Source organism: Nonomuraea ceibae (genome assembly GCF_019396325.1).
Lineage (GTDB): Bacteria > Actinomycetota > Actinomycetes > Streptosporangiales > Streptosporangiaceae > Nonomuraea > Nonomuraea ceibae.
The window spans coordinates 16,423-33,941 of sequence record NZ_JAHKRO010000046.1 but is presented as its reverse complement, the minus strand read 5'-3'; the positions used below and the strand labels follow the sequence as shown (position 1 = coordinate 33,941).

Here is a 17,519-nt window from a genome sequence, read left to right as displayed (position 1 = left end):
AGGCGCTACCGCCCTCGCTGACCGGCCGCCACCTTGAGGTCGGCGAGGAAGCCCTCGTACGCCGCGTCCCGGTCGGGCGCGCGCAGGACCGCGGACGGGTGGATCGTGGCCACCGCCGTGGCCTCGCCCAGCGGCACCGGCGCCCCCCGCTGCCGCGTCACCCGGAACGCCCGCCCCAGCAGCGCCCGCGCGGCCGTCGCCCCCAGCACCACGACCACCTGCGGCTCCACCACGGCCAGCTCGGCGTTCAGCCACGGCTGGCAGGCCCCGATCTCGGCCGCCGTCGGCTTCTGGTGGATGCGCCGCCTGCCCTGCCGGGTGAACGAGAAGTGCTTGACCGCGTTCGTCAGGTAGACGTCCTCCCGCTCGATCCCGGCCTCGGCCAGCCCCCGGTCCAGCACCCGCCCGGCCGGTCCGACGAACGGGTGCCCCTGCAGGTCCTCCTGGTCGCCGGGCTGCTCCCCGACGAGCATGAACGCGGCCCCGGCGGGCCCCTCGCCGAACACCGTGCGCGTCGCCGCCCGGTAGAGGTCGCAGCCCTCGCAGCCGGCCGCAGCCTCCCGCAGCGACGTCAGGTCCAGGCGATCGGGAAGGAACTCGGCCGCTGAGTTGTTTCCGTCCTTTGACATCGTCGGTCGTTTCTCCCCCATAGGCTTTGCCTCTGACTCCTGTGCCCGAAGCGGACGGGCTCAGTCCCCGCCACGACCGGCGTAGCATGCAGTTGGGAGGAGCCTTGACCGCACACGGCCTGATCGACACGACGGAGATGTATCTCCGGACGATTTACGAGCTCGAGGAGGAGGGCATCGTCCCCCTCCGGGCGCGCATCGCCGAGCGCCTGCAGCAGAGCGGCCCCACGGTGAGCCAGACCGTCGCCCGCATGGAGCGCGACGGCCTCGTCCGCGTCGAGGGTGACCGCCACCTGTCCATGACCGAGCTCGGCCGCACCCTGGCGACCAGGGTCATGCGCAAGCACCGGCTCGCCGAATGCCTGCTGACCGACGTCATCGGGCTGCCCTGGGAGGAGGTGCACATCGAGGCCTGCCGCTGGGAGCACGTCATGTCGGAGTCGGTCGAGACCCGCCTGGTCAAGCTGCTCGACAACCCCACGGTGTGCCCGCACGGCAACCCCATCCCCGGCCTGGCCGAGCTCGGCGCGCAGGAGAGCGCCGAACCGTCCGGGAGCATGCTGCCGACCATGACGGAGGTCGCCGGGGCCCAAGGAGTGCCCGTGGTAGTGCGTCGAATTAGCGAACAAGTGCAAAGTGATCCCGCTCTGATGCTTAAACTCAAGCAAGTTGGGATACAACCCGGACGCGAGGTGACGCTCGCGGCGAGCGACGACGGTGTGCGGGTGACAGGTGACGGTGACGCGAACGACTCTCTCGCGGAGATCCCGCGTGACGTTGCCGCGCACGTTTTCGTCACCAGGCGCTGACGCACGCGCGGCTGCTTGGTTGAATCCCAACTGGGAGCCCCTCCACTCCCCCCCGGCCAAGACTGTTGCAGGAGCGCCCGTGGTTCGCTTTTCGCGCATGCGTCCCCTAGGAGTGGTCTCCGGATGAAGCGATGGGGGGACGTGTCACCCGACGCCGATCACCTGGCCGCGTCGTCGGTGCTCGACCATGCCGAGATGGCGGTGGTCGTCACCGACCGGTTCAGCAATCTCCTTTACTGGAACCCGTTCGCCGAGCGGTTGTTCGGCCGGCCACGGGCGTCGGGCCGCGACCCCTCGGCCCAGTCCTTCGGGATCATGGACAAGGACCACCCGCAGGCCATCGAGCTGAGCAAGCACGTGCTCAAGGGCGGCGTCTGGGAGGGCACGTTCGACGTGCGGCGCGCCGACGGCTCCGTCCTGTACGTGCGCGCCCAGGCGGTGCCGCTGCGCCACACCTCCGGCTCGGTGACGGGCATCGTCATCACCGCCCGCGAGGCGCTGCGCAGCAACGAGCGCGAGAAGGACCGCTTCGGCCTGCTGGAGCGCATCGGCGAGCGGCTGGCCGGCTCGCTGTACGTCGAGGAGACGCTCAAGCGGGTCGCCGAGATGCTGGTCCCGCAGTTCGCCGACCACTGCTTCATCGAGCTGATGGAGGGCGACCGGCTGGTGCGCCGGATCTCCCAGCACGTACAGGGCTGGTCGCCGCCGCCCGGCACCTGGAAGCCCGTCGGCGCCGAGATCCGCTACCCGTCCGGCCACTACGCCGAGGCGGCCATGCGCCGCCAGGAGACGATCCTGGTCGACGACTTCGCCGGCAACAGCTTCCCCGCCCCGTCCGAGGGCAGCGCCCGGCTGTGCGGCGAGGTCGGCATGAACTCCGCGATCGTCGCCCCGCTGAGCGTGCGCGGCGAGACGCTGGGCCTGATGTACCTCGGGCTGTCCAACCTGACCGACCGCCGCAGCCCCCACTACGACGCCTTCGACCGCGACTTCGTCGGGGCCATCGCCACCCGGGTCGCGCTCGCCATCGACAACGCGCTGCTGTTCGAGGAGGAGCGGCACACCGCCGAGTCCTTCCAGAAGCACCTGCTGCCCCGGGCGCTGCCGCAGCTCGACGGCCTCCAGATCGCCGTCCGCTACTACCCGGCCGCCCCGCTCGTCTCCCACGGCCAGGGCATCCAGACCCAGGTCGGCGGCGACTGGTACGACGTGATCCCGCTGTCGGCCGGCCGGGTCGGCATCGTCATCGGCGACGTGGAAGGCCGGGGCGCCAAGGCCGCCGCCATCATGGGCCAGCTCCGGGCCGCGCTGCGCGCCTTCGCCCAGGACGACAAGTCGCCCGCCGACATCCTGGCCAGGCTCGACGAGTGGACCCGCATCATCGCCACCCCCGAGCGCGACGACAACGGCGCCGACGTCAGCATCCCGCCCATCGTCACCTGCCAGTACCTGGTCTACGACGCCTGGTCGCGCCAGCTGTCCTTCGCCAACGCCGGGCACGCCCCGCCGCTGCTGCTGCACGACGGCCAGTGCGTCGAGCTCGACATCGAGGAGGTCGGCCAGCCGCTCGGCGTACGCGCCAAGGGGCTGCACGCCGACCTCGTCTACAAGGAGGAGACGCGCACGCTGCCGCCCGGCGCGGCGCTGCTCCTCTACACCGACGGCCTGGTCGACCGCCGCCCCGCCCGGCTCGGCGAGATGCCCACCGAGGCCGAGACGCTCGGGGTGCTCTGCGAGAAGCTCGCCAAGATGGCCGACGCCGAGGTCGAGCGCATCGCCGACGCCGCCACCGTCGCGGTGCCCGGCGAGATCGACGACGACATGGCGATCCTCGTGGTCCGCTCCAGCGATGCCGACCTCGACGTCGAGGAGCGTACGTTCCCGGCCCAGCCGATCATGGTGGGCGAGGCCCGCCGGATGGCGTCGGAGGCGTTCGAAGGCTGGAACGTGCCGGAAGAGCGCGCCGAGCTGGCCTGCCTGCTCGTCTCCGAGGTCGTCACCAACGTGGTGCTGCACGCCTCCACGGCCAGCGTGCCGCGCCGCGAGCTGATCGTCGACGGGCCGCCGCTGCCGTTCGAGGACTCCTGGGACATGCCGGGCTTCGAGGACGAGGTGGTCGGCGACAAGGAGTTCACGCTGCGGCTGCGGCGGGGCGGCGAGTCGGTCTGGGTCGAGGTGTTCGACCAGGACCTGCGGCTGCCGCGCATCCGCAGCGCCGGCGAGAACGACGAGGGCGGCCGCGGCCTCTACCTGGTCGACCAGCTCGCCAAGCGGTGGGGCTCGCGGCCCACCAGGGAAGGCAAAGCGGTCTGGTTCGAGATTCCCACGCGCAGCCGCTGATGGTTCACTTACGCGCATGGAGCTGGCCTTCGAACGCAGGGGCTCCGGCGAGCCGCTGATCCTGGTCCACGGCATCGGGCACCACTGGCAGGCCTGGTTGCCGGTCATGGACCGGCTGGCCGCCGCGCGCACCGTCATCGCCGTCGACCTGCCCGGGTTCGGTCGCTCGCGCGGGCTGCCCGACGGCGTCCCCTACACGGCCGAGTCGCTCGCCGACGCCGTCGAGTCCTTCTGCGCGCTGCTCGGCCTGCGCGAGCCGCACATCGCCGGCAACTCGCTGGGCGGCTACATCGCGCTGGAGCTGGCCTCGCGCGGCACCGTCCGCACCGCCACCGCGCTGTCGCCGGCCGGGTTCTGGTCGCGCGCCGAGCTGCTCTACTGCCAGGCGGTGCTGCGCGCCGCCCGGGCGTCGGCCCGCGCGCTGCCGCCCGGGCAGGCGGGCCGGACCGCCGAGAGCGCGCTCGGCCGCACGCTGTCGGCCGGGCTCCTGGTGGCCCACCCGTCGAGGCTCACGCCCACCGCGCTGACCGCCGGGTCGCAGGCGCTCGCCGGCTCCGCCGGGTTCGACGAGACGCTCGCGTCGTTCTCCGGGCTGATGCCGCCCGCGCCGCCCAAGTCGCCGATCACCATCGCCTGGGGCGAGCACGACCGGCTGCTGCCGCGCCGCCAGGCCGTGCGCGCCGCCCGCTGGTCGGGCCAGCGGGTCAAGCTGCTCAAGGGGTGCGGTCACGTACCCATGAGCGACGACCCGGCGCTGGTGGCGCGGGTGCTGCTGGAGGCTAGCGGAACGTCTGACCCCACAGCAGGAGCATGACGATCACGAAGACGATCATGATGCCGGCGTAGCCCACGGCGCCGAGCCTGAACGCCCGGCGCACCCGGTTGAGGCCCCAGGCGAACAGCAAAGCCAGGAAAACCAGGAGGATCAGGCCGCTGTCCATGGTCTCCAGTATGCGTCGCCGGACGGCTAAAAGCCGAAGGAGCGGCCGATGATCTCCTTCATGATCTCGGTGGTGCCGCCGTAGATCGTCTGCACGCGGCTGTCGAGCCACGCCTTGGCCACTGGATACTCGTTCATGTAGCCGTAGCCGCCGTGCAGTTGCAGGCAGCGGTCGATGAGCTTGGTCTGCAGCTCGGTGGTCCACCACTTGGCCTTGGCCGCGTCGACCACCGTGAGCTCGCCGGCGTTCAGCGCCACGATGCACTTGTCCACGTAGTGGCGGGCGATCTCCGTCTCGGTGGCCAGCTCCGCCAGCACGAACCGGGTGTTCTGGAAGGAGCCGATGTTCCGGCCGAACGCCTGACGGCCCTTGCAGTACTCGATCGTCTGCTCCAGCACCGTCTCCGCCGCCGCCACGGCCGCCACCGCGATCGACAGGCGCTCCTGCGGCAGGTTGTCCATGAGCTGGAAGAAGCCCCGGCCGTCCTCCGGGCCGAGCCGGTTGGCGACCGGCACCCGGACGTTCTCGAAGAACAGCTCCGCCGTGTCCTGCGCCTTCATGCCGACCTTGTCCAGGTTGCGGCCGTGCCCGAACCCGTCCATGCCCCGCTCGACCACCAGCAGCGTCGTCCCCCTGGCCCCGGCGGCAGGATCGGTCTTGGCCACCACGATGACGAGATCGGCGTTGACGCCGTTCGTGATGAACGTCTTCTGCCCGTTCAGCACGTAGTGGTCGCCCTCGCGCACCGCCGTCGTCCTGATCCCCTGAAGGTCGCTGCCCGCGCCCGGCTCCGTCATCGCGATCGCCGTGATCAGCTCACCGCTCGCGAACCCCGGCAGCCACCGCCGCTTCTGCTCCTCGTCCGTCAGATCCACCAGGTACGGGGCCACGACGTCGTTGTGCAGCGAGAAGCCCAGGCCGGACGCCCCGTTGCGGATGATCTCCTCGACGATCACCGCGTTGTACCGGAAGTCCGTGATGCCCGCCCCGCCGTACTCCTCCGGCACCGAGAAGCCGAACATGCCGACCTCCCCGGCCTTCTTCCAGACCTCGCGGGGCACGATGCCGTCCTTCTCCCACCGGGCGTGATGGGGCACCACCTCACGGGCCATGAACTCCCGCACGGTCTCCCGGAAAAGCAGGTGCTCCTCGTCGAAGAGGTCTCGCCGCATGTCGCCTCCTAGCAGGGGGTGTGTGCGTTCCAGAATACGATTCTGGCGGGCGGACACGGGTTCATCACAAGTGGTGGAACATGGGCGTGTTGCGGGGCTTGACGGCTCTAAGATCTACCTTCGGTTTACTGTGCGATCGGAGTTAGCCGTGAGTCGGTGGCGCAATGCGTGGATCGCCGCATCGATCGGAATGGCGGCCTCAGCCGCGTTCGTCGCGATACCCGCGAAGGCGAGTACGTTCAACCTCGTCGTCGACTACACGTGTACGGGCGGGATCGCCGGCTCGTCCGAGGTCAAGCTGAAAGCCCGGGTCCAGATCCCGACGGCCGTCCAGGTCGGCAGCATGCTCAAGCTCGGCTGGTCGATCGAGCATGCGAACACGCCGCGCTTCATCTCACCCGACTACTACGCCGAGGGCGCCAGGATGTCGCTGGTGGGCAACGTCAAGCTTGCCGGTGCTTGGAACGGCACGCTTGAGGCGCATGGCAGCGAGGACCAGGCGGCCCTCAAGCCCAACCAGCCTCTCGTCGCACCTGAGGGACTGTCCTCCGAGGCGCACATGACCAAAGAGGGCGTCATCAAGCTCACCCCGCAGGAGATGACGGTCGACTTTGTTCCCCCGGCCGGCGAGGTCATCGTCAACAACGACGACCCCCGTATGAAATATGACGCTGGCTGGGCTCACAGCGGCACCACCCGACCGGAATACGGTGATCACCTCCGGGACGTGCACACCACCTCCACCCGCACGGACGAGGCGGTCATCCGCTTCCGCGGCACCGGCTTCGAGTACATCGGCCGCGAGATGCCCGACGTGGGTCGGGTCCGCGTGATCGTGGACGAGGACGCCTCGGCGATCGTCGACCCGACCAAGGACTCCAGCGGCAATCCGACCAACGCCACCAAGGGCAACATCTCCCTCTGGGAACGCAAGGACCTGCCGTACAAGGAGCACGTGGTCAGGATCCGAGCCATCGACGAGGGCAAGGACGTCCACCTGGATGCCTTCAAGCTGCACACGCGCGAGATGATCGACCCGCCGACCGAGCACAGGTCCACCTGCAGGGTCACGAGCAACCCGGACGCCGTCGAGATCACCGTGGGCAGCGGGCCCTCCTCGTCACCCGACCCGTCGGGAACGCCTCCGATCAGCCCGGACCCCACGCCGACGCAGACCAACACGAGCACCCCCGGACCCACTACCGCGACGACGCCGCCGAACCGGCACGTCCCCTGGCCCAGCACCAGTCACGTGGTCGTCGTGGTCCCGGGCAGCAGCAAGACCCCCACGCCCACGGCCAAGACCACGCCGGGCCCCACCGCCACCAACTACAAGGCCGCCCAGGTCGACACCACCCCGCTGGGCGGCGTGGACACCGGTGAGGCTCCCGAGCAGGTCGCGGGCGGCTCGTACGCGCTGATCGCCGGCGGGTCGCTGCTGCTGATGGGCAGCGCAGCCGGAGGGCTCCTGGTGCGGCGCCGCCGCGCCGGACACGCCGGAGGGACTGACTGATGAGCGAGCTGAAGTCGACGATGTCCAAGGCCACCCCGGCGCTGCTGATCGCCGGGTCGCTGGCCGGCGTGGGCGCCATCATGGTCGGCCTGCTGTCGCTGGCGCCGCCGGTGGACGACGGCTCCGGCCCGGTTCCGATGGCGGCCCAGCAGGACCCGGCGACGCTGCAGTATCAGAACGCGGGCGCGTTCGAGCTGCCGCCCAGCGTCGGCCCCGGCGGCGAGAACGTCCCCCTGACCCCGGCCCGTCTCGACGCGCCCCCGCCGCTGCCCGCCGAGGTCGTGGTCCCGGCCATCAAGCCGGTCAAGTCGAAGACGACCAAGGTCAGGCCCACCCGTATCCGCATCCCGGACATCAAGGTCAACGCCCCGATCAACACGGTCGGCCTCACCAAGCAGGGCGCCCTCGCCACCCCGCCGCTCAGCAAGCCCAACCTGACCGGCTGGTACGGCAAGAGCCCGCTGCCGGGCGAGCTCGGCCCCTCGGTGATCAACGGCCACGTCGCCACGAAAAGAGGCGCCGCTGTTTTCAAGCGTCTGAGCGAGCTGTCCAAGGGTGACCACATCTACGTGTACCGCTCGGACGGCAAGGTGACGCGCTTCACGGTCAGCGGCATCGAGCAGGTCGGCAAGAAGACGTTCCCCACCAAGCGCGTGTACGGCGACACGAAGGAAGCCCAGCTCAGGCTCATCACGTGTGGCGGGATCTACAACAAGGCGGCCCACAGCTACACGGACAACATCATCGTCTACGCCACCCTGTCCAAGAAGAAGGGCTGATACCGTCTTTTGGTCTTTTACAGGAGATTGACAGGATTAGTCCGTATGATCTCAACCCAACCGTAACCAACGGCTGGAATCGTGGTACGCCCTGTTGTGACTGTGCTGAAACGGAGAAGGACAGTGCTGACGTCCAAGGCGCGGCGCCGCCTCGCCCTCAAGATCTCCGCCTCGGGGATCGTAAGCACGTTGGTCGTCTTCGCCGGGGCAGCCCTCACGTTGTCCTCGCCCGCATCGGCGGCTGTAGCTGCGGACAAGACACTGAGCATTGAGTACACATGCTCAGGCGGGCCCTTCAGCAACACGTCCCTTACGGTTCCGGTCGCGGTGCCGGACACGGCGAGCGGGACGTTCGAAGCGAAGTGGACCATCCCGCAGTTGTCGCTGCGGCAGAACGTCTCGACAGCCACCCAGGTGAAGGTGGGCGGCAAGCTCACCGTCGAAGGCGGCACGCACGCCGACCTGAACAAGACCGGCGGAACCGTCGCGGCCAACACGCCGACCGTGGCTACCTTCCAGGTGACTAGCACTGTCACGGTGACGGCCACCACCGGCGGCAAGGTGACGTTGAAGCCCACGCCCGGGGCGGGCAGCCTCACCCTGAGCTTGGCGAGCAGCACGGGCGCGGCGGACGTGACCACCTGCCAGACGACGAGCACGACGAGCGTTGACGTCACCGTCGGCACCGGCAGCGGCACGGTGGACGACATCATCACGTACAACTGCACCCTGACCAGTGGGACGGACGCCGACTATCCGGCGAGCGTGGACATCAAGGTCACGCCGACCATGCCGACCGGCGCGAGGGCCAACCAGGACGCTTCCATCACGTGGACCGGTGCCGTACAGACGACCGGTGATCCGCTGAAGGTGCCTGCGGCAGGCTTCCCCGCGAACAGCAAGATCTTCGCCAGCCTGAAGGCCAGCGGCGCGGGGGCCCCGACCACTCCGGTGACCGGCGAGGCGGCGCTGACGGCCACGGCGGGACAGAGCCTCACGACGCTGCCCCAGGTGACCGTCAAGGTGAAGCCCACCACGGCCGGGACCGTCACGATCACCCCGGGTGACATCGCATTCGGAACCAGTGCGAGCGGCGCGACCGTGAAGTGTGCGGCGCCCGCGTCCGGGCTCAAGACGTACACCTTCACCGTCTCTGCCGCGACGGGCACGCCCACCTCGACGGGGACGCCGACGACGTCCTCGACGCCCACCCCCACCAAGACCACCACGGTCTTCGAGACCGTGACGCCCACCCCCAGCGAGACGACCACCTCTCCTCGTAGCTCCGAGACCCCCAAGGACGGGGCCGACACCGGGGCCGGGGGGACGATGGGGCCCGATGGGCGGATGTTCCTGGCGGCCGGGTCGGCGCTGATCCTGGCGGCCGGGGCCGGGGGGCTGCTGATGCGGCGTCGCGGCGTATCCAAGGGATGATGGACCCGTGGCGAACCAGTACCCCTACGGCGCCGGCCCGCAGCCTCCGCAGGACGATGGCGGCAGCAGGGTCCTGAGGACGACGTTGCTGCTCGCCGCCGTGGCGGGCGTGGTGACGGTGGTGGCAGGGATGCTGATCGTGCTGGGCTCGCCGGAGGAGTACGGCCTGGCGAGCCAGCGTGATTCGCTGGGCCTGACGGCGCTGCCGGACGGTCAGGCGTCGGGGCAGCCGGAGCAGGCGCTGTTCCAGGCGGGGCCGGACGCGCCGCCGCCGCTGCCGCAGATCAAGCCGGCTCCGGCGATGCTGCCGTCGACCCCGGTGCGCATCATCATCAAGAAGCTGGGCGTGAACGCGCCGATCAAGTCCGTGGGCCTGGCCAAGGACGGCACGATCCAGGTGCCGCCGGCCGACAATCCCAACCTGGCGGGCTGGTACCGCAACATGTCGACGCCTGGTGAGGCGGGTCCGGCGGTGCTGCTGGGGCACAAGGACACGCGGACGCGGGCGGCCGTCTTCAACCGGCTGCCCGAGCTGCTCAACGGCGACCAGATCGAGATCAAGCGCCAGGACGGCATCACGGCGGTGTTCACGGTCGGCGGCATCGAGCAGGCGAGCAAGAAGACGTTCCCCTCCGAGCGCGTGTACGGCCCGCAGGAGAACGCCCAGCTCCACCTCATCACGTGCGGCGGCATCTACAACCGCAGCACGGGTCACTACACCGACAACGTCATCGTCTACGCGACGATGACGAGCTCCTATCGAAGCTGATCGCGGAGGCGCGCAATGGGCTGGATGGCGAAGCGGAGACTGCGAACTGGCCCCACGGCGGCTCTGCCCGCCAAGCCGGATCGCGCCGAGTTGCTGAGGCTGGTGCGGCTGGCCGATCCGGGGGCGCGCGAGGACGGCGACGACATCGTGGCGGTGGACGTACGGGTGCATGCCCCGGTGGAGGCGGAGCCGGAGCTGGTCGGCGGGGAGCTGGAGCGGGTCTGGGCGTGCCGGGTGGCGGCGGAGGGCCCGCTGCCGTTCGACTTCTTCGACCGTTTCCTGGCGGAGGGGCTGGCGTTCCGGCTGGGCGGGCTGGCCGTGTGCCGGGGCGAGGTGGACGATCCGGCCGATGAGGCGGCTCCGGGCGGTCCGGCGGTGATCCTGCCGGTGCGGCCGTCGGCGGAGGAGCTGATCGAGCTGCTGGAGGGCGAGGTCGAGCAGGAGGAGGAGTTCGTCTTCTCGGCGGGCGGGGTGCGGGCGCTGGTGGTGCCGCAGAAGGGGCAGCCGCCTGCGGTGAAGGAGCTGCTGCCGTTCGCCACGGAGCTGACGGCGATCGAGTTGCGCGGTGATGACCGGCTCAAGCTGGGCACGCTGGCGTTGTCGTTGTCGGAGGCGCTGAACGGCCTGGTCGTGGACCGGTGGCGGTTCCGGGTGGATCGGGCGGAGGAACTGCTTCCCCCGGCGAGGGCAGAAACCGAGTGACGTTCTGTTGTACCCTCTGCCTAAGAACCGAATATTGCTCGGTTTACAGGAGGCACTGTGGCAGAGGCGTACATCGTCGGGGCGGTCCGCACCCCGGTCGGCAAGAAGAAGGGCGGCCTGTCCACCGTCCACCCCACTGACCTGGCGGCGCACACGCTGAAGGCGCTGATCGACCGCACCGGCGTGGACCCCGCGGCGGTCGAGGACGTCATCATGGGGTGCGTCATGCAGTTCGGCCCCCAGAGCATGGACATCGCGCGCAACGCCTGGCTGTCGGCCGGGCTGCCGGAGACCACGGCCGGCGTCACGATCGACCGGCAGTGCGGCTCATCCCAGCAGTCGATCCACTTCGCGGCCCAGGGCGTGCTGTCGGGCACCCAGGACCTCGTGGTGGCGGCCGGCGTCGAGTCGATGAGCATCGTGCCGATGGGCTCGTCGATCACCGCTGCGCTGGAGAAGGGCATGCCGTTCCCGTTCGGCGACAAGTGGGTCGAGCGTTACGGCAAGCAGGAGATCTCGCAGTTCCGCGGCGCGGAGCTGATGTGCGAGAAGTGGGGCCTCAAGCGCGACGAGCTGGAGCGGTTCGCGTTCGAGTCGCACCAGCGGGCCGCCAAGGCCATCGCCAACGGCTATTTCAAGGACCAGATCGAGCCGATCAACGGCGTCGAGGACGACGAGGGCCCGCGCCCCGACTCCACGCTGGAGAAGCTGGCCACCTTGAAGACCCTCAAGGAGGGCGGCCAGATCACCGCCGCCACGTCGTCGCAGATCTCCGACGGCTCCGGCGCGCTGCTGATCGCCTCCGAGCAGGCGGTCAAGGACCACGGGCTCACCCCGCGCGCCCGCATCCACCAGCTCGCGCTCATGGGCGACGACCCGGTCTACATGCTGACCGCGCCCATCCCGGCGACGCAGAAGGCGCTGGCCAAGTCGGGCCTGTCGATCGACGACATCGACGTGACGGAGATCAACGAGGCGTTCGCGCCGGTGCCGCTCGCGTGGATCAAGGAGCTGGGCGCCGACCCGGCCAAGGTCAACCCGAACGGCGGCGCCATCGCCCTGGGCCACCCGCTGGGCGGCACGGGCGCGATCCTGATGACCAAGCTGCTGCACGAGCTGGAGCGCACCGGCGGCCGTTACGGCCTCCAGACGATGTGTGAGGGCGGCGGCCAGGCCAACGTCACCATCATCGAGCGGCTCTGACGCGAACCCAGGCGCCCCGGCCGGGTCAGGCCGGGGCGGCCTCGTCGTAGTAGACGGTCACGAACGGCCACGATGCGCCGTCGTCGTCCATGTCGTTGTGGAAGACCACGTCGCGGATGTCGATCGGTCCCATCTCCTCCAGGGTGCCGGCCAGCCGGCGCAGCAGCATCGGCACGTCGCCCTGCTCCTCGCCCGCGGGGTTGTTCAGCGAGAAGTGCCGCGTCTGAAGCTCGGCCATCCCTACTTTCTCCCTCTCTTCTGCTTGTTGCGGTCCCCGGAGAACTTCTCGGCCTTGCGCTCCTTGGCCTTCGCGCTGTTGAACAGCTTGTTGTCGAACTTCTTGCCGGCGTTCTTGGCGTCGACGGCCGCCTGTTCCTCGGGGCTGAGGTTGGCCTGGCTCTCGCTACGGCCGCGCCCGCCCTTGCGCCCGCCGCGCTGGAGGATGCCGGGGGAGCGGTCCATCAGGTTGCCCTGCGGGCGCAGCGGCATCCGGCCAGGTCCGGCGCCTGCCAGCGCAGGGCCGCCGGGGCCGCCGGGGCGGCGCAGGTTGTCCAGGATGCGGCGCATCGGGTCGGTGACGCGGCGGGCCAGGCCGGGCGCCAGCACCCGGCCGGTGCCCTCGGCGGCCTCCCGGTAGATCTTCATGCCCGCTCTCCTGGTGGCGAGCAGTGACGCCGTCGCGGTGAGGCTGGCGAACGGGCCGCCGCTCAGCAGGGCCATCGCCAGCCGTACGGTGCCGACCGCCGCGACCGTGCCCACGGCGATCTTGGTGGCGGTCACCACCGTGGCCATGCCGTCCAGCGCGACGGGCGCCATCCGGGTGGCCGCGGCGGCCTGGGCGAGGTGGCCGTTGCCGTTGCCGGTCTCCTGCCAGAGGCTCTGCAGCTCGGTGGCCGAGCCGCCCCGGTAGACGGCGGCCGAGCCGAGCACGGCGGCGTCCGCCTCGGCGCCCGACTGCGCGGCGTGTGCCTGCACCACGCGGGCCGCGTCGGCGTCGAGACGGACCTCGTCCTCGTCGATGTTGGGGAAGGGCAGCCCGGCCAGCTCCAGCACGCCGTGCAGCTCGGGCGGCAGGACTATGCCCATGGATCCAGCTCCGGCAGCGCGCTGGCCTGCTCGGCGGCCTCGACGTTGTCGGGCACCAGGGCCATGCCGGCACCCACGCCGCCGATCGTCCCCGACAGGGCCGGCACGGTGGTCAGCATGGTGTGACGGCACTCCACCCAGGCCTTCTCGAACTCGCTGAACAGCCCGTTGTCGCCCCAGCCGCCCGTTCTGGCGCGCAGCCGCTCCACCGCGGCCTCGTACTCTTCCCCGTGGACGCGCACCCGGACCGCCTGCTGCCGCAGCGCGCCCTTCGCGACTTCCATCCCCGTAGTCATGAATCCGACATTAATGGGTCACCTGTGACCAGTGTGACCAGTGTGAGTAATGTCGCTTGTCAGTCGAGCAGGTTCACCAGTCGTTCACGTACGGCGACCGGGTCGACGGCCCGGCCGGGGAACGCCTGCTCGAACGCCGATCGCAGCAGGTCGTCGGCCTGCCGCTGGGCGTCCTGCTGGGCCTGGCGCACGGCCAGCAGGATCTCGTCGGCGAGCGCCTGGCTGCCCTCGCGCACCGCGCGCGCGTCGAGCGTGATCTTGAGTACGCGCCCGTCGGCCGCCGCCGTGGCGTGCACGTGGCCCCGGTCGCCGCCGCCCGCGCCGACGATCTCGCCGAGCCGCTCCTCACCCTCGGCCAGCAGCTCCAGGACCCGGGCGTTCTGCTCGTCGGCGCGGTCCACGTCCTGGGGACGGATGTCGCCGGGGTCGAGGTCGAAGCCGAACATCACAGCCCTCCCGTGTACAGCTCGCGGGCCGCGGACTCCACCCGGTCGCGCACGAACCGCTCGTCCAGCGGCTCGGGCAGCGTCCCGGCCCGGCCGGCGGCGTCCGCCACGATGTCGCCGGTGCGGCGCGCGGCCTCCTCCTGCGCGGCCTGGACCGCGGCGGTCACCTCGGCGCCCAGCCGCGCCACGTCGAGCCGCAGGGCGCGCGGGTCGATCTTGACGCCGGTCAGCGTGCCGCGCCCGTCGGCGACGGCCCTGATCATGCCCTGCGCGGCCTCGCCGGTCCCCTCGACGGCGGCGATCTGACGCTGGGCCTCGCGCAGGTGCCGCATCGCCGACCGCGTCTGGTCAACGACCTGGTCCAGGTAGAGGCGATCCTCCCGGGGGTCTGGCATGCGAAATCCCCTTTGTCTGGTCGAAAGTTGGCCCCACATCTTGACATGCGAATGCCCCGCCCCTCAGCCGGAGGGACGGGGCAGCCTGGGCGCTATGGGATCTAGCGGCCCTTGGGCGGGATGCGCCGCGGCGGCGCGATCGGCCGCTGCGGCAGCTTCGGCATGGGCCGGGGCTGCGGGTGGCCGGGGACGTTCTTCTTGCCCGAGGCCTGCTGACCCGAGGAACGAACACGCATGAAAGGGCTCCTTTACGTGAGGGCGACGCGGCCGTGGCCGGGTACGCGAGCTCAGCTAGCCGCGTCTGATGGGCGGATGGGCTGAGTGGCCGGGGCCGATCGGCCCGGGCGCTTCACAGGTAAAGGCGCATGTCCCCAAGGTAAGAGCCGCTCCGGCGGCGCCGCAACCGATTATTTCCGGACTTTCCATGATGGAAAGAGTGTGCTTAACTTTCCATCATGGAAAGTGAATCTGCCCGCCTCGCCCTGGAAGGCGTCGCCGAGGTCCGCGCCCGCGTGGCCGACCGCCTCGTCAGCCCGTGGTGGTATCACTACGGGCTGGCCGCCGCGATCCTGCTCGCCTACGTCTCGATCAGCTTCAGGTTCGCCTCGTACGGGGTGCCGTTCCTGGCCGTCGCCGCAGCCGGACTCATGATGGCGCTGAAGCGCGTGACCGGGATCGCGCCGCGTGCCCCGCGCGCCACCCCGGCGGTCGTGGCCTGGAGCCTGGTGGCGATGGCGCTGACGGCCGGGGCGATGGCGCTGGAGTGGGGTGGCGGCGTGAAGGGCGCGGTCGCGGTGGCGGGCGTGGCCGTGGCCGCGATCGCCGTGGTCGCCGGCCGCCGGTCCGACCGGGCGCTGCGCGGCGAGCTGCGGGACGGTCATGACCCAGCCGGCCTTTGACGAGACCATCCACGCGCCGATCCGGCTGCGGATCTGCGCGATGCTCGCCGCCGTGGAGTCGGCCGAGTTCTCCGTCGTCCGCGACAGCATCGGCATCAGCGACTCCGTGCTGAGCAAGCACGCCAAGGTGCTCCAGACGGCCGGCTACCTCGACCTGGCCAAGGCCCGCCGCACCACCTGGCTCTCCCTGACGGCCTCGGGCCGGGCCGCCCTGGCCGGTCACCTGGCCGAGCTGCGCCGCATCGCCGCCCTCGCGGAGCTGACCGGGCCGACCGGGCCGACCGGGCTGACCGGGCCGGAAGGCTGACTCACCCGGGAGCGGGCAGCCGTTCCGGCACCGCGTTGTGCACCTGCTGGAAGATCACCGAGGTGCGGAACCCGGCGATCTCACGCCGCTTGCTGAGGCGATCCAGCAGGAACGCGTGCAGGTGGTCGAGGTCCTGGACGGCCACGTGCAGCAGGAAGTCGTCACCGCCCGCCAGCACGAACACGCTCAGCACCTCCGGCAGCTCGCCGGCCGACCGCACGAAGGCGTCAATGACCGCGCGGCTGAGCGGCCGCACCTGGATCGACACCATGGCCTGCACCCCGCGGTTGAGCGCCACGGGGTCGATGTCGGCGTGGTAGCCCCGGATCACCCCGCGCCGGGTCAGCGCCCGTACCCGCTCCAGGCAGGTCGACGGGGCCACGCCGAGCTGACGGGCGAGCTCGCGGTTGGACTGCCGTGCATCCGTTTGGAGAAGGCGGACGATCGCCGAATCAAGTTCATCCATGCCGGCATTCTGCCGCCCAGATCGGCCATCCGTTCGGCTGGCAGGCTTCGGCGCCGTCCGGATGGCTACTTTCTGGACCCATGACGGAGCAAACGGCAAGACTGGGAGTGGGTCAGGGAACGGCGTTGCTCGTGGGGGCGGTGCTCGGGCCGGGGATGCTCGCGCTGCCGCACCTCGCGGCGGCGGCTGCGGGGCCGGCGTCGGTGCTGGCGTGGGCGGCGCTGCTCGTGCTGAGCGTGCCGGTGGCGCTGACGTTCGCGGCGCTGGGCAGCCGCCATCCCGGCGGCGGGGGAGTGGCGGCGTTCACCGGGCTGGCGTTCGGCAGGCGGGCGGCGGCGGTGGCCGGCTGGTGGTTCTACGGGTCGGTCCCGCTCGGGATCGTCGCCGGCGCGCTGGTCGGCGGCCAGTACGTCGCCGCGTCGTCCGGCGTGCCCGCGCCGCTCGCCGCCGCGGTGCTGCTGGGCGGCGCGTTCCTGGTCAACGCCGCCGGGCTGCGGACGTCCGGGCGGGTGCAGGTGGTGCTCGTCGGCCTGCTCGTCGCGCTGCTGGCCGTCGCCGTGATCACCGCCGCGCCGCATGCCGAGGCCGCCGCCTTCACCCCTTTCGCCCCGTACGGCGCCGCGGGGGTGGTGAGCGCGGCCGGGGTGCTGCTGTTCGCGTTCGTCGGCTGGGAGGCGGCCAGCCACCTGTCGGCCGAATTCGCCGCCAGAGGCGGGCTGCTCCGGGCCACGGTCGTCACGCTGGCCGTGATCAGCGTGCTCTACCTCGGCGTCTGCTTGACCACGATCGGCGTGCTCGGGCCGGCGGCGGCCACCACGCAGGCGCCGCTCGCCGCGCTGCTGGAGACCGGCATCGGCCCGGCGGCCCGGCCGCTGACCGGCGTGCTCGCGGTCCTGCTCACCTTCGGCGCGATCAACGCCTACGTCGCCGGGGCCGCCCGCCTCGGCGTGGCCCTGGCCAGGGACGGCGCGCTGCCGGGCTGGTTCGCCGGGGGCGGCACGCCGCTGCGCAGCCTCGGGCTGCTGGCCGTGATCACCGTTCCGGTGCTGGTGTGGGCCGTGGACCTGGACCTGCTGATGCGGGCCACGTCCGCGTGCCTGGCCGCCGTCACGTTCGCCGGGGTGACGGCCGCCGTACGGGTGCTGCCCGCAGGGAGGCACCGGGCGACCGCGCGGGCGGCGAGCGCGCTGTCGCTGGTCGCGCTCGCCGCCTGCGGCGCCTACCTGCTGGTGCCGGCCGTGCTGGCCGGGGTGGCCGTGATCGCGCTGAAGGCGGAGGAGCGGCGGCCACTGCCGCGGTGAAATCTCCCACCGGAGAGCGCAAAGCGCCCCCG

General features: G+C 70.9%; 22 protein-coding genes. 12 read left to right on the top strand and 10 right to left on the bottom strand.

Annotation, left to right across the window (positions count from 1 at the left end; genetic code table 11):
* Nucleotides 1–5: 5 nt before the first annotated feature.
* The gene (locus KME80_RS26045; RefSeq protein WP_219508801.1) at nt 6–629 is read right to left on the bottom strand and encodes a UdgX family uracil-DNA binding protein; all 624 of its coding nucleotides are present in this window, start codon (nt 627–629) and stop codon (nt 6–8) included.
* A 104-nt stretch (nt 630–733) separates the two neighbouring features.
* Here KME80_RS26045 and KME80_RS26040 point away from each other — a divergent pair, with 104 nt between their 5' ends.
* From KME80_RS26040 to KME80_RS26030, 3 genes are all read left to right on the top strand, one after another.
* On the top strand, nt 734–1,438 hold the full coding sequence (locus tag KME80_RS26040) for an iron-dependent transcriptional repressor DtxR (protein ID WP_281427172.1): 705 nt from the start codon (nt 734–736) through the stop codon (nt 1,436–1,438).
* 123 nt (nt 1,439–1,561) lie between these two features.
* On the top strand, nt 1,562–3,778 hold the full coding sequence (locus tag KME80_RS26035) for an ATP-binding SpoIIE family protein phosphatase (RefSeq protein ID WP_219508800.1): 2,217 nt from the start codon (nt 1,562–1,564) through the stop codon (nt 3,776–3,778).
* Nucleotides 3,779–3,794: 16 nt separating this feature from the next.
* Nucleotides 3,795–4,592 carry an alpha/beta fold hydrolase gene (locus tag KME80_RS26030; RefSeq protein WP_219508799.1) on the top strand — a complete coding sequence of 266 codons (798 nt, stop codon included), beginning with the start codon at nt 3,795–3,797 and terminating at the stop codon, nt 4,590–4,592.
* Here the strand turns inward: KME80_RS26030 and KME80_RS26025 are convergent.
* Both KME80_RS26025 and KME80_RS26020 read right to left on the bottom strand, forming a co-directional pair.
* Nucleotides 4,558–4,719, bottom strand: coding sequence for a hypothetical protein (locus KME80_RS26025; protein ID WP_219508798.1), 162 nt, complete (start codon nt 4,717–4,719; stop codon nt 4,558–4,560). The genes KME80_RS26030 and KME80_RS26025 overlap by 35 nt on opposite strands.
* 26 nt (nt 4,720–4,745) lie before the next feature.
* Nucleotides 4,746–5,891 (bottom strand): acyl-CoA dehydrogenase family protein, encoded by a 1,146-nt coding sequence (locus KME80_RS26020; RefSeq protein WP_219508797.1) that lies wholly within the window; start codon nt 5,889–5,891, stop codon nt 4,746–4,748.
* Between the two features lie 190 nt (nt 5,892–6,081).
* Here KME80_RS26020 and KME80_RS26015 point away from each other — a divergent pair, with 190 nt between their 5' ends.
* The 6 genes from KME80_RS26015 to KME80_RS25990 all read left to right on the top strand — a co-directional run bounded on the left by KME80_RS26015 (nt 6,082) and on the right by KME80_RS25990 (nt 12,291).
* Nucleotides 6,082–7,404: a hypothetical protein gene (locus KME80_RS26015; protein WP_219508796.1), complete on the top strand. Its 1,323-nt coding sequence runs from the start codon at nt 6,082–6,084 to the stop codon at nt 7,402–7,404.
* The gene (locus KME80_RS26010; protein ID WP_219508795.1) at nt 7,404–8,183 is read left to right on the top strand and encodes a class F sortase; all 780 of its coding nucleotides are present in this window, start codon (nt 7,404–7,406) and stop codon (nt 8,181–8,183) included. Before KME80_RS26015 ends, KME80_RS26010 begins: the two co-directional genes overlap by 1 nt.
* Before the next feature lie 123 nt (nt 8,184–8,306).
* Complete coding sequence (locus KME80_RS26005; protein WP_219508794.1) at nt 8,307–9,617, top strand: hypothetical protein; 1,311 nt, start codon at nt 8,307–8,309, stop codon at nt 9,615–9,617.
* Nucleotides 9,618–9,624: 7 nt separating this feature from the next.
* Nucleotides 9,625–10,386 carry a class F sortase gene (locus KME80_RS52830; protein ID WP_219508792.1) on the top strand — a complete coding sequence of 254 codons (762 nt, stop codon included), beginning with the start codon at nt 9,625–9,627 and terminating at the stop codon, nt 10,384–10,386.
* 24 nt (nt 10,387–10,410) lie between these two features.
* The gene (locus KME80_RS25995; protein ID WP_219508790.1) at nt 10,411–11,088 is read left to right on the top strand and encodes a hypothetical protein; all 678 of its coding nucleotides are present in this window, start codon (nt 10,411–10,413) and stop codon (nt 11,086–11,088) included.
* A gap of 57 nt (nt 11,089–11,145) precedes the next feature.
* The gene (locus KME80_RS25990) at nt 11,146–12,291 is read left to right on the top strand and encodes an acetyl-CoA C-acetyltransferase (protein ID WP_219508789.1); all 1,146 of its coding nucleotides are present in this window, start codon (nt 11,146–11,148) and stop codon (nt 12,289–12,291) included.
* A 25-nt stretch (nt 12,292–12,316) separates the two neighbouring features.
* Here the strand turns inward: KME80_RS25990 and KME80_RS25985 are convergent, their stop codons facing one another.
* From KME80_RS25985 to KME80_RS52015, 6 genes are all read right to left on the bottom strand, one after another.
* Nucleotides 12,317–12,529, bottom strand: coding sequence for a hypothetical protein (locus KME80_RS25985; protein ID WP_219508787.1), 213 nt, complete (start codon nt 12,527–12,529; stop codon nt 12,317–12,319).
* A gap of 2 nt (nt 12,530–12,531) precedes the next feature.
* Nucleotides 12,532–13,377 carry a hypothetical protein gene (locus KME80_RS25980; RefSeq protein ID WP_219508785.1) on the bottom strand — a complete coding sequence of 282 codons (846 nt, stop codon included), beginning with the start codon at nt 13,375–13,377 and terminating at the stop codon, nt 12,532–12,534.
* Nucleotides 13,368–13,673, bottom strand: coding sequence for a hypothetical protein (locus tag KME80_RS25975; protein WP_219508784.1), 306 nt, complete (start codon nt 13,671–13,673; stop codon nt 13,368–13,370). The genes KME80_RS25980 and KME80_RS25975 overlap by 10 nt, the downstream gene beginning before the upstream one ends.
* Nucleotides 13,674–13,732: 59 nt before the next feature.
* Complete coding sequence (locus KME80_RS25970) at nt 13,733–14,119, bottom strand: YbaB/EbfC family nucleoid-associated protein (RefSeq protein ID WP_219508783.1); 387 nt, start codon at nt 14,117–14,119, stop codon at nt 13,733–13,735.
* Complete coding sequence (locus KME80_RS25965) at nt 14,119–14,514, bottom strand: YbaB/EbfC family nucleoid-associated protein (protein WP_219508782.1); 396 nt, start codon at nt 14,512–14,514, stop codon at nt 14,119–14,121. Before KME80_RS25965 ends, KME80_RS25970 begins: the two co-directional genes overlap by 1 nt.
* Nucleotides 14,515–14,615: 101 nt before the next feature.
* A complete protein-coding gene (locus KME80_RS52015) occupies nt 14,616–14,750 on the bottom strand; it encodes a hypothetical protein (RefSeq protein WP_281427171.1) in 135 nt (44 codons plus the stop codon).
* A 219-nt stretch (nt 14,751–14,969) separates the two neighbouring features.
* Here KME80_RS52015 and KME80_RS25960 point away from each other — a divergent pair, with 219 nt between their 5' ends.
* Together KME80_RS25960 and KME80_RS25955 are read left to right on the top strand one after the other, a co-directional pair.
* Entirely contained in the window at nt 14,970–15,413 is a 444-nt protein-coding gene (locus KME80_RS25960; protein WP_219508781.1) for a hypothetical protein, read from the top strand.
* The gene (locus KME80_RS25955) at nt 15,394–15,720 is read left to right on the top strand and encodes a transcriptional regulator (RefSeq protein WP_219508780.1); all 327 of its coding nucleotides are present in this window, start codon (nt 15,394–15,396) and stop codon (nt 15,718–15,720) included. Before KME80_RS25960 ends, KME80_RS25955 begins: the two co-directional genes overlap by 20 nt.
* 1 nt (nt 15,721) lies before the next feature.
* Here the strand turns inward: KME80_RS25955 and KME80_RS25950 are convergent, their stop codons facing one another.
* Nucleotides 15,722–16,186: an Lrp/AsnC family transcriptional regulator gene (locus KME80_RS25950; protein WP_219508779.1), complete on the bottom strand. Its 465-nt coding sequence runs from the start codon at nt 16,184–16,186 to the stop codon at nt 15,722–15,724.
* A gap of 131 nt (nt 16,187–16,317) precedes the next feature.
* Here KME80_RS25950 and KME80_RS25945 point away from each other — a divergent pair, with 131 nt between their 5' ends.
* Entirely contained in the window at nt 16,318–17,487 is a 1,170-nt protein-coding gene (locus KME80_RS25945) for an APC family permease (RefSeq protein WP_504739723.1), read from the top strand.
* Nucleotides 17,488–17,519: the final 32 nt, after the last annotated feature.